The sequence below is a fragment of the Enterococcus sp. AZ170 genome, assembly GCF_050545135.1.
GTDB classification, from domain to species: domain Bacteria; phylum Bacillota; class Bacilli; order Lactobacillales; family Enterococcaceae; genus Enterococcus_L; species Enterococcus_L ureilyticus.
Genome location: NZ_CP172947.1, coordinates 3,458,762 through 3,473,285 on the forward strand (window position 1 = coordinate 3,458,762; position 14,524 = coordinate 3,473,285).

Here is a 14,524-nt window from a genome sequence, read left to right on the forward strand (position 1 = left end):
AATGGAAGCAATGAAAGAAACGATGGTCGCAATCATTATTGAAAAACATACGTATGAATTTAAGAAAACAATCGAAAACTGGCAACTTGCGTTAAGAAAATCAGAAGTTCAAGTCAACGAAGAAAAGGATTTAGCCTTACTTAAAGTCGCTCACCCACTATTAATGGATACAAGCATCCATTGGGAAGAAGACGCTGTAACATTTACCTATGATTTGCCAAAAGAACGCATTACCTTCAACGAATTAAAAGCAGGATCAAAAGAAGATAAGCTACGCGCCATGACCAATATGGCTGCGGTTGAGCAACTATTAGACTTACCACTCACCTTCTTTATCCACCCGGAAAACCTGCTGTTTGACTACAACTTACAGCCCAAAATCGCCTACCGCGGTCTAGAAGGAAAAATGCCGCCAACAGTGACGAGCAATGACTTATTATTACGACAATACAAAAGCTTGATCATTGCGTTATTTGAAAAGAAAGACGATTTTACTAAGCTTTATGAAGGACAATTAGAAATCAAAAAAGGCTCTGAATTTATCCAAACGATCTTGAAGAAAGAAAGCTTTGAAGACATCAGAGAATACCTCGTTCAAATGTATGACCAAACGATGGAACACACAGCAAAAACAACCAAAAAAGTCAGCAAAACAAAATTCCAAGTGATGAAACAATTATCGATTTGGATGACTGTGTTATCTGCTATCTTGGTGATCCCATTAGTCTATTTACTCTTTTTCCGTTTACCGTTCTTAGATCGGATGCAAAACACAGATACAGCCTTCTTGAAAAATGACTACGAAGCTGTTATCACAACATTGGAACCTGTTAAAACAACCAGCATTCCATTTACTCAAAAATATGAGCTAGCCTTTAGCTTCATTCAAGGGGAAGCTTTACAAGAACAACAGAAAAAAGTCATCTTAAATAACGTAACACTACGTTCTGATGAAAATTATTTAGATTACTGGATCGAAAATGGTCGTGGGAATCTGGATGAAGCCTTAGACGTAGCGAAAAACTTAGAAGATTCTGATTTGATTTTATACGGCATTACGCAAAAAATCGAACAAGTTCGAAAAGACACGAAAATGTCTGGAACTGAAAAAGAAGAAACCATCGGTAAATTAGAAGCCGACTATAAAAAATACAAAGAAAAACGTGACGAAAGTGTGAATGCTGCAGCGCAAGCGGAACAAACACAAGGATCGACTGCTCAGGAGGGAAACTAGATGACACAGACACAAGCCATCCTTTACCTTCAAGGCTATCGCTATCAGCTACCCCTTGATGAAGAAAAAGTACAACGGATCGGTTCAGACAATCAAGCCTCTCTTCACCTACCTTTACTAACAGAAGTAGACGAATTAACGATCGAAATGAAAGAGGAGTGGATCTTGACACACCAAGGTCAAGAACAGGTCTTATCACTAGACTCGCCCCTTACCCTTTCACTATCTGATGAGCAACAAGTCACAATCATTTTAGCACCTGTCACGAAGATGCATGTATTTGACCTATTAGATAAAAAAGAACTGATTTTAAGTACTGATAAAGGCGCTACGCTGGAATTACCGAAAGACGATGTGACCAAAACGATTTCAGCTATTTTGAAAAAACAAGAAGATCAATGGTTGTTGACCGTCTTATCTGGCGAGTTGATGATCAATAATCAACTCTTTACTGGGACAGACTATTTACTTGGCAAAGGAGACGAGCTGTCTTTCCTACACCATACATTGAAAGTCTTTACTCATGAAATCCATGCCACAGAAGGCACGATCATCAAATCAGACCTCTGTGAAATTTACACATCGCGTTACGATGTCTATGAAGATTACCCAGATTTCCATCGTTCACCGCGGATCATTTACCGTGAACCAGAGGAAAAAATTACGATCAATGCCCCAAGTGAACCGAACAATAAACAACAAGATCAACTGATCAAAACGATTTTACCACCAATCGTCATGTTGATGGTAACGGTGGCAATGGCCTTTTTCAGACCAAATGGTTTATTCGTTTTAGCCAGTGCCGCAACGACCTTGATCACGATTATCTTCTCGATCACGAATTACTTTAAAACAAAAAAAGAACACAAACAAAGCTTGATCGATCGTGAAGTGAGCTATAAAAAATATTTAGTCGACAAGTCAGTAGAATTACACCAATTAAATCAAGAACAAAAACAAGGGCAATTGTATCACTATCCAAACGTTTCAGAACTATTGGAGATGACCAAAACTTACAGCCCAAGAATTTATGAAAAAACAGCACTACACTTTGACTTTCTCTTCTACCGTTTAGGGTTAGGAACCCTGCAATCGTCAAGTGATATTACCTACTCAAACAAAGAACGTGGGAAAGAAACCGATGATTTAGAAAAAAGTGGGTATGAGCTTTATACGAAGAGCTTAGAGCTTGAGGATATGCCGATCGTAGCCAATTTAGTCAATGGACCTGTTGGGTATATTGGCCCTAGAAACTTAGTGCTAGAACAGCTTCATTTATTAGTCAATCAATTATCTGTCTTCCATAGCTACCATGATTTACAATTTATCTCGATTTTCCCAGAAGCCGAAAAAGACCAATGGGAATGGATGCGTTGGTTGCCTCATGCAACGATGCAAGATGTGAATGTGCGTGGGTTTGTCTATAACCAACGGAGCCGTGACCAAGTCTTGAATAGTTTGAATCAAATTTTGAAAAACCGTAAAAATTCCATGGAAGAAAACCGCAATAGCCGGGATAGCACAATCTTCTCCCCTCACTATGTGGTGATGATTACTGATGAGAAGCTAATTTTGGATCATGTCATTATGGAATTCTTCAATGAAGATCCGAGTGAACTTGGTTGTAGCGTGATTTTCGTGGAAGATGTGATGAGTAGTTTATCGGATAATATCAAAACCGTTATCGATATCCGTGACCGTAATACTGGGGTTCTTTTATTAGAAGAAGGCAAATTGAAGAATACACCATTCCAATTGGATCACTTCCCTGCTGAATTTAATAAAGAACAATTGCCAAGACTGCTCGCGCCATTGAATCATTTACAGAACTTGAAATCAAGTATTCCTGAAGCGGTGACGTTCCTAGAAATGTACGGCATCGAGAAATTTGATGAATTTAATGTCACGCAACGTTGGGCCGAACATTCCCCACATAAAACCTTAGCTGTGCCGCTTGGTTTACGTGGAAAAGACGATATTGTCTACTTGAACTTACATGAAAAAGCCCACGGACCGCATGGGTTAGTCGCTGGGACAACAGGTTCTGGTAAATCGGAAATCGTACAGAGTTATATTTTGAGTTTAGCCGTGAATTTCCATCCTTATGATGTGGCTTTCCTACTGATTGACTACAAAGGTGGAGGTATGGCGAACTTGTTCCGTAACCTACCCCACTTATTAGGGAGTATTACCAACTTAGATGGCGCTCAAAGTATGCGTGCCTTAATCTCCATCAATGCCGAGCTAAAACGCCGTCAGCGCCTTTTCTCGGAGAATAACGTGAATCATATCAATCAGTATCAAAAATTATATAAAAGTGGCGATGTTGAAGAGCCGATGCCTCACCTTTTCTTAATTTCAGATGAGTTCGCCGAGTTAAAATCAGAACAGCCTGAATTTATGAAGGAACTTGTTTCCACGGCTCGTATTGGGCGTTCATTGGGAATTCACTTGATCCTTGCGACACAAAAACCAAGTGGTGTAGTAAATGATCAAATTTGGAGTAACTCGAAATTTAAATTAGCGTTGAAAGTGGCGGATAAAGCCGATTCGATGGAAATGTTGAAAACACCAGATGCGGCAGAAATCACGCAAGCTGGGCGTGCCTACTTGCAAGTGGGGAATAATGAGATTTATGAATTGTTCCAAAGTGCTTGGAGTGGAGCGGATTATCAGCCTGAGAAAGATGACCAACAGATTGAAGATCATACGATTTACTTGGTTAACGATCTTGGTCAGTATGAGATTTTGAGTGAAGATTTAAGTGGACTCGAAAATGCGGATGATGTGAAACAGATTCCAACTGAGTTGGATGCCATTATTGATGGGATTCATGAAGTGGCGGAACGTGAAAATATCACACCACTACCGAGACCTTGGTTACCGCCGTTGGAAGAACGAATTGCTTCTTCTACTCTTCATCCTGTGGACTTTAGAGAAGAATGGTTAACAGAGAAACAGCCGCTTGAACCTGTTTTGGGTGTGGTGGATGTGCCGAGTATGCAGGCACAGAATACGTTGCGTTTGAATATGACGCAAGAAGGTCATATGACCGTGTTTAGTAGTCCTGGGTATGGTAAGAGTACGTTTATGCAGACGGTTGTGATGGATTTGGCGAGAGTGCATAGTCCTGAGCGATTGAATGTTTACTTGCTTGATTTTGGGACGAATGGATTGTTGCCGTTGAAGAAATTACCGCATGTGGCAGATACGATGAGTATTGATGAAGAAGAGAAAATCGAGAAGTTTGCGAGACGGATCAATGATGAATTGAAACGCCGTAAGAAGTTGTTGAGTGAGTTTTCTGTGGCTAGTTTGGATATGTATGAACGAGCTAGTGGGAAAGAAGAACCGATTATCCTTATTCTGTTAGATGGATTTGAAGGAATGAAAGGTGCCAAGTTTGAAGAGATTCTTGAGAAGGTTATTACTCAGGTCGCTCGTGAAGGTGCCGGAATTGGGATTCATTTACTCCTATCTGCAGGTAGACAAAATTCAATGAGAGCGACTCTTTCAAGTAATATCAAAACACAAGTCGTATTAAAAATGATCGATGATAGTGAGCCTAGAGCAATCGTTGGACGAACAACATTGACCATCGATGACTTGCCTGGTCGTGGGTTGATCAAGTTGGAAGAACCTGAATTATTCCAGACTGCCCTTCCATCAGATGGTGAAGATACGTTACAAATTATTGAAGCGATTCAAGAAGAAGTGAGCCAGATGGATCAACACTGGACTGGGGCTAGACCTGAGCCGATTCCGATGGTGCCAGAAGTGCTTTACTTTGAAGAATTCAGACAAATGAAACAAGCACAGCAATTAGTATCTGATGGGTTATTACCAATGGGCTTAAACTATGACACCGTTGAACCTGTAGCAAAATCATTAGATGCCTATCAGCAGTTAGCTGTCTTTGCTCCTAAATATGAACGTATTATTAGCAGTCTAAGCAGCATCCAGCAATTCCTTAACATGACTGGTAAATATGAGTATGTCATCTTAGATGATCAGGAGGAAAACTTTATGAATCTTGGAGCCAGTGCCAAACGTTATAGCTCAAATAAAGAGGACTTCTTACCTATTTGTCAAGAAATTATAGAACTGATGGAAGATAGAGAAGACGATTTTGATGATATGAAAGAAGATGGAGAAGTAAGAAACCTTAAAGAGTACCTCACTACCATCAAGCCAATGGTGATTGTTATTCCAAATATTTCCTATTTCTTAGCAGATATGAATGCCGATGTCGAAAAACTATTTACCAAAATCTTACAAAATGGTGCTCAGATGGGTATTTACTTGCTTTACGGATCACTCTTCAATGCTGTAAGCGGCTATGATGAAGTAAGCAAATTACTCAAAAAAGTGGACAAAGGTCTTGTACTTGGGAAAGTTGGTGACCAAGGTCAACTGAAAGCCTCAAACATCGGTTACAGAGATCCAACACCGGATGATACTGAAGGATACTTTATTGAAAATGATTATGCTGAAAAAATCAAAGTATCCTTGTCATTATAAAAAGGAGGATTAAAATGAGCGATAGTAAAGAAAAAGCACATGAACAAGCGAAAAAAGCAGCAGAACAAGCTGAAAAAAATAGACGCCGTCAAGAACTTCAAATAAAAGCTGAGAAAGTCAGAGGGAAAATCTCTAAAGCTAATAACCTTGTTTCTAGCTTCCGCTCCAAAAAAAGTGAATTCGATCAAGCAATTTCTCAGATAGAGCAGAAAAAAAGTTCTGCTCTATCTAGTCAAATTGTGTCACAAGTAAGAGTTCCTAAGGTATTTGAAGGGGTTATTGCTGAAAAGCAAGCCTCTCAACTGCCCAAAGGAATCAAAGCAATGGATGAGAATATAAAAAAAGTGAGAAAAGTTGTAGAAGGCATTGATGATCAAATAAGAGAATTAAATACCTATCAAGATACACAACAAGATATTTTAACCAATATTATGGCTCAGATAGCCAGCATTTAAATCAAGGAGTGAGAATATGAGTGGAAAAATAGCAGTAATTAATCATGAATTTGAGCAAACTACATCAGATTTAAAAAGAAGCCATCATGAAATCATCGATTCTTATAAAAAAGTGATTGAATTGACAAATCAACTAAGTTCAGGCTCTTTAAACACAGATAATCTAACACCAAAAATTCAAGGTTTAATGGACGGTGTTAACTCCGATGTAGTTTCTAGGTTAACAGAGCTATTCAACCAAACAGAGAATGTAATCAAAGATTATGAAGCAGTTATCATGAATGTGGATACTAGCTGCTAATTAAACTAGGAGGAATAAAAATGGGAAAAGTAGATATAAATTACGGACAAGCAAGAAGTGAAATCAGTCATATAGAAAACCAAATCAACTCTAGTTTATCTTCAGCTAAGAGCGCAGTCTCTCAACTATCTTCTTTACTTAATGAGTCAGAAGGAGCATTTGTCACGGAGATCAAACAGCAATTCAAAGCAGAAGAACAAATTATTATTGCATCAGAAGGTTTTTTCAGAGAGATGTGCCAAGCCCTGTTAAGTGCTGTTGATACTTATGAGGAGCAAGATCGCAATATTTCAAATAGTATGGATAAAGCTATTTCTTAATAAAAAAAGAAATTGGAGGAGAAAAAATGGGTGTAGGAAAAGATCGCGTGTTTCTTTTATCGGCTATTGTCGAATTAAAAACACAATATGAATCACTCTTCAAAACAGCAGAACAATTCAGTCACGAAATGGAATCTAAAGTATCGACTGTTCGTTCATTAGAATCTCAGGTTCCCTCAGAAGCCAAAAGTGGGCGTTTATCTGGTGCTACCAGCAGCTTTAAATTAGAGAAAAATAAATTTCAGGATTTACTACAAAAATTACAACGGGATGTTGAAAAGCTTCAAAATGATTTACCAACTTTAGACAGAGCTGCGGCTAGTAATGTTTCTGAACTAACTAGCGCTGCCAATGAACTCGCTAGTCTATTTAAAGAATACCAATCGTTTATCAATGGCGGCTTCACTGCCCAAAGCGTTGATGCCTTTAAAAAATCCTTATCCAAAATGCGCTTAAAAAACGGCATGTCTATGTCAAATGTAGACAAGACTCTAAAACGAGTATCTGAAACGTCTAAAGGCTTAAAAGTAACCAGTGCCAGATACAGTAAAGATCCAGTCAACCTGACAACTGGAAACTTCAGCGCAGACAAAGAAGATTTAATCATTCAAGGCGACGTGCCTTTGAGTTTCACCCGTACGTATAACGCAATGGACGAGTACCAAGGGGCTTTAGGAAAAAATTGGGTCCATCCGTTTGAAGTCTGTGTGACCGAAGAAACAGACGAACTGAAAATTATGATGGAAGATGGTCATGTTGTTTTTTATGAATCCTTAGAAGAAAACAACTACCACTCTTCTCTCTTCCCTAGCCACATTGTGATAAAAGAAGAAACAGGCTATCAGCTAATTACAGAAGACCAAACCCATTATCACTTTAATACCAAGGGTCAACTAGTGACTAAACAGTCAGAATCTGGACAAAAAATTCGCTTCTCCTACAATTCAGAGCAACGATTGAAAAAAGTAGAAAGTCCTAGTGGCTTCATTCGTTTCCGTTATGATGACAATGGGTTACTCACTAGTATCAAAGATCAAGCCAAACGGAAAGTAAGCTTCTCCTACGTAGATGATTGTTTGACCGAAGTGACATTACCAAATAAAGCGATCGTCCGTTACGGCTATGAAAATGGCAAACTCACAACAACGACCAATCCAAGAAGAATTGAATTAGTCAAAAATGAATACGACTATCTCTCAAGAATTACCAAACAAACCTTCCCAGATGGTGGTGTCATGACCTATGAGTACGATGATGAAGCCAAAACAATCGTTGTAACCGAACAAAACGGATTAAAAGTCACCTACTATCGAGATAAACACTACCGAAATACGAAAGTCGTTTATCCGAACGGTGAGGAAATCACCACCTACAATGAACAGAATAAACCTACTTCTGTAACCGACAGAAAAGGCAATAAAACACAATATAGCTATGACGAACAAGGAAATCTAATCAATGTCACCAATCCATTAGGCGAAGTGACCACAATAAAATATGATGAACAGAACCACCCAATCTATATGAAACAACCAAACGGTGGCGAATATACCTTTACCTATGAAAACGGCAACTTATTGAAAGTAGAAAATCCTTTAAACTGCTCATCTGAAACGACCTATGATGAACAAAATCGACCAGTCAGTGTAAAACAACCCGACGGTAGTCTGATGCTCTTTACTTATGACGAACGTGGCAACCTAGCAAGTATCCAATACCCAAATCAAGGAACTACTCACTATGTATACGACAACCAAAATCAAGTCATTGAAACCACGAATCCAACGGGTGCCGTAACGAAATTTGAGTATGATTCAGAAGGTAATTTGACGAAAGTTACAAATGATGAAGGCAATACACGCGAATATACGTACAATGAAATCAATAAAGTGACAGCCGTTAAAGACTTCGATGGGACAACCATCACACAAGAATACAATGAGTTAGGAAAAGTTTCAGCTATCACGAATCAATCTGGACACGTGACGGAGATGGATTATGATTTGATGTGGAATATCTCCAAAATTAAAGAACCAAACGGCGCAGAAACTGCTTACTTATACAATCAATACAACCAATTAAGCCAAGTCGTTAACGCCAAAGGACACAGCGTTCACTATGACTATGATGAAAATCAAAATGTGACCAGTATTCGCTCTCCTAAAGGTGAAGAGACAACGTTTGCGTATGATGCCTTAAACCGACGGACAAAGATGGTTGAAGCCGATGGTGCGACCACTCGTTATACCTATAACAAGCTAGGAAAAGTCGCAACAATCACCGATGCCTTAAACCATACAACAACCTTTGAATACGACTTGTTGGGACAATTAGTCCGCCAAACAGATGCCTTAGAAAATGAAATCACTTTTTCTTATACCTCACTTGGACAAGTAGAAACCGTTACGGACGCAAACGGTGGGATCACGTCTTATGCGTATTATCCTGGTGGCAACTTAAAACAAGTCACCTACCCTGCCGGTGAAACAGAACAATATGTGTATGACTTGAATAACAACGTCATTGAAAAATGGACAGGTGAAGAAAGTAAAATCACCTATACCTACGATACCTTAGATCGTGTCACAGCGATTACCAATCCATTAGGCAACTCTCGGAAGTTCTCTTATGACGCTGCCGATCGAATTGTGTTGTATCAAGATGAAGCGGGAGCCATTACGGAATACGATTATTCTCCGACAGGGAATCTTACTCTCGTCAAAGATGCGTTAGGCAATGAAACCCACTATGATTATGATACGGTGGGCAACCTAACCACCATTCAACAATACGGATTGATTGATGCCGAACTAGAAGAAGTGTCTGAACAAAATCGTGTGACACAGTATCAATACGATCTACTAGGAAACGTGACCTCTGTCACAGATGCTTTAGGCAACCAAGAATACTATGGCTATGACGAAAATAATCGATTAATTAAGAAAACAGACAAAGATGGCTATCAAACAGTTTTAGACTATAACCAAACAGGACAAGTTCAAAAATTGAACTATTCCGATGGTAAAGAAGTCATCATGCAGTATAATCCTTTACGTAAATTGGAAGCGGTGAAAGACTGGTTAGGCACCACTCAAATGACATTAGATGCTTTAGGACGTGTGGAAGAAGTTCAAACGCCAGATCAACAAGTGACGAAATACAGTTGGGACGGGCAAAACAATCGAACAAAATTAGTTTATCCAGATGGCAAAGAAGTACAATATGTTTACAATCCATCCAATAAACTAACCGAACTGCACACTGGAGATCAGGTTTATCGTTATCACTATGATACCCAAGGACGCTTGATTGAAAAATCTTTACCAAATCAAGTGACAACACACTATGAATACACGCCTGCTTATCAACTGAGTGCCTTGATTCATCAAAAAGAGCAAGAAATTCTGGAAAAATATCAGTACCACTATGATAAAACAGGCAATAAACAAGTGGTTGAAAAACAACGTCAAGGTTTGACTGAAGACAGCGGACACTATCAGTATCAATACGATGCCTTACAACGTTTGACACATGTATCAAAAGACCAAGAAGTCTTACGTCAATACACCTATGATGCGTTTGGCAACCGTACAAGTAAACAAGAATCAACTGGTTCAACAACCTATCAATACAATGCCTTGAATCAGCTAATCAAACAAAATACACCACAAGCAACTAAACAATTTAACTATGATCAACGCGGAAACCTTGTAGAAGAATTGATTAACAATCAAGTTACTAAATCATTTACCTTTGATGCGACAAATATGATGTCACAAGTGACCACTGCATCAGGTGACAAAGCAACCTATCAATATAACGGTTTGAGAAATCGAACAGGTCAAACAGTTGAAAAAGTCAATGAACCATTAAAACAGATTCAGTATATTTTAGATTTAACAAAACCATATAACAATCTATTAGAACGAAAAGTGAATGAAGACAAAGAACTGTATTTATGGGATAATGAATTGTTGGCAAAGAATGAAGAAGAATACTTCTTGTTAGATGATTTAGGCAGCCCGTTACGTCAGTTAACAAATACTGGACAGTCTCTTGAAGAATATGCCTACGATGAATTTGGACAGAGTCTATTCAATACACCAACTAATCAACCTTTTGGTTTTACTGGGTATCAACAAGATGAAGTTAGTGGAATGAATTATGCGCAAGCTAGATATTATGATCAGAAGCAAGGACGTTTTGTATCTTGGGATCCAGTTTTGGGTATTCTAACTATACCCGAAAGTATAAATCCTTACTCGTACTCCATGAATACCCCTACAAACAAAACAGACAAAAGTGGGTTGTGGTTTGGGTTAGATGATGCAATTGCTGCAGGTGTTGGAGCAGTGGTCGGAGTAGTTTCTCAAGGAGTAAGTGATGTGGTAGCTGGTGTAGTAACTGGGAATTTTGAATTATCGAGTGTAGAATCTTATGTTGGTGCAGCCGTTGGTGGTGCCGCTGGTGGTGTTAGCTCTATATACCTTGGACCTGTGGCAGGAGCTGCTATTGGAGCAAGTACTTCAACTTTAGTAGGAGAAGGCCTAGAGAAATTAACTGGAACTAATGACCGTTCTGTGGGTAAAATAGCTGTAGACACTTTAGTTAGCGGAGGTATTGGCGGTGTTGTAGGAAAATATATTCCTAAGTGGGATAAAATTGATGATTGGATTTCTGGAGGTAGTGGAGGAAAATCATTCATTGATAAACTTTTAAAAGAAGGAGCAAAATTTGATAATAGTCTTTTAGAGAATAAACTTTTCCAAAAATTTATGGAAGATTTATTTGATGAATTTGGTCCTGGATTTTTTGCAGGTATGACTGCAAATGCAATGGCAGATAAAATAAAAGAATGGTTTAATATTACCCCTATTATTAGTGCATCAAGTTGTTTAGACTAGCTACATTAACAACTTAGTTAATGTATACTTATTTTTCCAGTAAATAAAAGAAGTATGCAAGGGAGAAAAGATAAGATGAACAGATTTTTTTTGATACTAATTTACTCAATAGTTTTACTCTTCATTTTTTTTAGTTTTACATTTGGAAGAAAGCTTATTGTTGGTGAAAGATTAATTAAATATGAGAATGCTGCTGCTTCAAAACAAGATTTTATGAAGAAGTATGAAAAAAAATTCGATCTAACTGCAAAAATAATTGTCGGTTCAGCTTTAATATTTATGTTATTTTATTTTATTTTCCCAGCAATATTGGATATCCCAGTAATTGTTACTGGAAAATACTCTACCATTATTGGAAATGCTACGAGCAATGGATATGCAGGAAATAGAGCATTTCCAAAATCAGTGAATATAAAAGATTCAGAAACTGGAGAAATTATACAGCTACACTTTTATTCGCTAAAGAACATCAAAATTGGTGATCAATTAAAATTAGAATATTTACCTCATTCAAAATATGCCACCTTAATTAAACAATCTTAAATATTGTTCAAATCATGTATTTTATTAATGGTGAGAAGGGACTACTATGAATAATTATGAATTAGAAATTCCCAACGCTTTTAAAAAAATGCTAAAAATATGTATAGCTACAGGAATAGGTTTGTTTGTACTTTTTAGCATATTCAAAAATGCTACTGTTGGTCATTTTTCTTTAGCTTTAATTTTCTTTTTAATTGGTCTTTTAGGATCCATCTGGGCAAATAGTTGGCGAGTTTATGTAACCGAAGAAACTATAAAAACTCGATTTATATTTAAAAGAAGTCATCAATTTCTTTTTAGCGAAATTGATCGAGGAGAAATAGGATTACAAAAAGAATTAAAATTATTTTCAAACGGGAAAAAAATTATGACTATTGATCCTAAAGTTGTAAATTACTCTAAATTAATAAAAACTTTGAAACTAAAAAACATACCTATTGAAAAATAAGATCTATTATAGTAAATGATTCAACGAGTATAGTGGTTCTTGATGATTTCTTAATTGGACCAGCTGGAGCAGCTCTTTCACAACTACTCTTTAAATTAGGAGATATGTTTGGCAAAAATCCATAGTTTACATCCGCTATGATTTGCAATTTATCATAAGGAGGGGACCATGAAAAAAATACTCACTTTTCTATTATTAGGAGGGTGTATCCTTAGTTTGCAAGGATGTATTAGCTTTGGTGACGAGGATAATAATGTAACCAAAGTAAATAGCATCACCGATCATGATGCAGATTTTAATGAAGATGACTACATCAATAATTATTATTCAACAATTAGCGAGGCAATCAAACACAACAATTTTGCAGATGGAAAAAAAGCTGATTTTACACTAAAGCAAACTATAAAAATTATTGAAGATACTAAAAGCTGTAACTTTTATGGTACTATAATTCAACCTGGTGGGGAAGAAATCTTTGTGGTTATGCGATTTAGGTTAAAAATAATGGATGGCAAGAAAAATTATTCAAATCCTCTAGCCTATAGTCCATCATATGATTTTATTAATAATACGTTGTACAAAAATAAAAGTGTTGTTGAGGAACAAGAAATGTTTTTACCTATAAATAATGACCCTTACGCTATAAAAAGTGTAGAAAAGTATCCTAACTTCATTTGGTCATTAACAGCTAAAAAAGATGTGAAAAAAATTAAAGTAAATAATCAAAAACCTACTGAAATCATTCCTTTCAAAATAGGGAAAGATCAGCTATATTTTTATTACTTTGATGATTTAAAAAATAACGGCGAGTTTACTATAACAAATTAACCTATAGAGTAAAAAAGTGTACTTATCGATAATGAGATATTTACACTTTTTTGCTTGAATACTCCAAAGAACTAGTTAAAGTGATTCCACACCGTTGCAACCTAGAATTATACAAATTTTCTAACATACCTACTATGAGCTACAACCTAGCATACGGAGGGAACTATGAAAAAAATACTCACTTTTTTACTATTAGGTGGATGTGTCCTTAATTTACAAGGATGTATTAACTTTGGAAATAGTGAAGAAAATAATACAACTAAAGTTGAGCATGTTACAGAAGGTGATCAAGAGTTCAACGAAGATGATTACATTAAAGGGTACTATCCAACACTTGCAGAAGCTATAAAACATAATACCTTAGCAGACGGTAAACCTATTGATTTTGAGTTAGTGAAAACCATAAAAATAATTGAAGATGAAGAAAGTTGTATTTTTTATGGAACATTATTTCAAGCTGATGATGGTGGTGAATTTTTTGCAGTTTTGAGATTTAGAACCAAAGAAAAGGATGGAAAGAAGACATATTCAAACCCATTATCTTATGGACCAACGCCAGTTGAATTCATAGATAACCAAGTGTACAAAAATAAAAATATTATAGAAGAACAAGATTCATTTTTATCATTGTACAGCAATTCTTATACTACAAAAACGATGAAAAATCATCCTAATTTCGCATGGTCTCTATCCACTAAAAAAGAAGTGAACAAAATTAAAGTGAACAATCAAAAACCTACTGAAATCATTCCTTTCAAAATAGGAAAAGATCAGCTATATTTTTACTACTTCAATGATTTAAAAATAATGATAAGAATGATGAATTCGTTATAACCACTGAGTAATAGATTCCAAAAACAGTGGAAACAACTTAATGGTATGCTTCCACTGTTTCCTACTCATTTATATGAAAAAATAACTTAAAAAATGGAAGAATAAGTTTTTTTAAAGCTATGGAGAGTGATATAAA

The 14,524-nt window shown here is 36.8% G+C and carries 10 protein-coding genes; all 10 read left to right on the top strand.

Annotated features, from left to right (window positions below):
- Window position 1 precedes the first annotated feature (1 nt).
- The 10 genes from essB to IGJ55_RS16595 all read left to right on the top strand — a co-directional run bounded on the left by essB (window position 2) and on the right by IGJ55_RS16595 (window position 14,388).
- The gene (gene essB / locus IGJ55_RS16550; protein WP_429951523.1) at window positions 2-1,234 is read left to right on the top strand and encodes a type VII secretion protein EssB; all 1,233 of its coding nucleotides are present in this window, start codon (window positions 2-4) and stop codon (window positions 1,232-1,234) included.
- Window positions 1,235-5,755, top strand: a complete 4,521-nt coding sequence (gene essC / locus IGJ55_RS16555) for a type VII secretion protein EssC (RefSeq protein WP_430606918.1) — start codon at window positions 1,235-1,237, stop codon at window positions 5,753-5,755.
- A gap of 14 nt (window positions 5,756-5,769) precedes the next feature.
- The gene (locus tag IGJ55_RS16560; protein ID WP_430606920.1) at window positions 5,770-6,210 is read left to right on the top strand and encodes a hypothetical protein; all 441 of its coding nucleotides are present in this window, start codon (window positions 5,770-5,772) and stop codon (window positions 6,208-6,210) included.
- A gap of 16 nt (window positions 6,211-6,226) precedes the next feature.
- Window positions 6,227-6,511, top strand: coding sequence for a hypothetical protein (locus IGJ55_RS16565; protein WP_430606921.1), 285 nt, complete (start codon window positions 6,227-6,229; stop codon window positions 6,509-6,511).
- A 20-nt stretch (window positions 6,512-6,531) separates the two neighbouring features.
- On the top strand, window positions 6,532-6,831 hold the full coding sequence (locus IGJ55_RS16570; RefSeq protein ID WP_430606924.1) for a hypothetical protein: 300 nt from the start codon (window positions 6,532-6,534) through the stop codon (window positions 6,829-6,831).
- Window positions 6,832-6,857: 26 nt separating this feature from the next.
- Window positions 6,858-11,735: a DUF6531 domain-containing protein gene (locus tag IGJ55_RS16575; RefSeq protein ID WP_430606925.1), complete on the top strand. Its 4,878-nt coding sequence runs from the start codon at window positions 6,858-6,860 to the stop codon at window positions 11,733-11,735.
- Window positions 11,736-11,810: 75 nt separating this feature from the next.
- Window positions 11,811-12,278 (top strand): hypothetical protein, encoded by a 468-nt coding sequence (locus IGJ55_RS16580; protein ID WP_430606927.1) that lies wholly within the window; start codon window positions 11,811-11,813, stop codon window positions 12,276-12,278.
- A gap of 46 nt (window positions 12,279-12,324) precedes the next feature.
- Window positions 12,325-12,726, top strand: a complete 402-nt coding sequence (locus tag IGJ55_RS16585) for a DUF6560 family protein (protein ID WP_430606929.1) — start codon at window positions 12,325-12,327, stop codon at window positions 12,724-12,726.
- A gap of 168 nt (window positions 12,727-12,894) precedes the next feature.
- The gene (locus IGJ55_RS16590) at window positions 12,895-13,554 is read left to right on the top strand and encodes a hypothetical protein (RefSeq protein ID WP_430606931.1); all 660 of its coding nucleotides are present in this window, start codon (window positions 12,895-12,897) and stop codon (window positions 13,552-13,554) included.
- Window positions 13,555-13,719: 165 nt separating this feature from the next.
- Window positions 13,720-14,388 (top strand): hypothetical protein, encoded by a 669-nt coding sequence (locus tag IGJ55_RS16595; RefSeq protein ID WP_430606933.1) that lies wholly within the window; start codon window positions 13,720-13,722, stop codon window positions 14,386-14,388.
- Window positions 14,389-14,524: the final 136 nt, after the last annotated feature.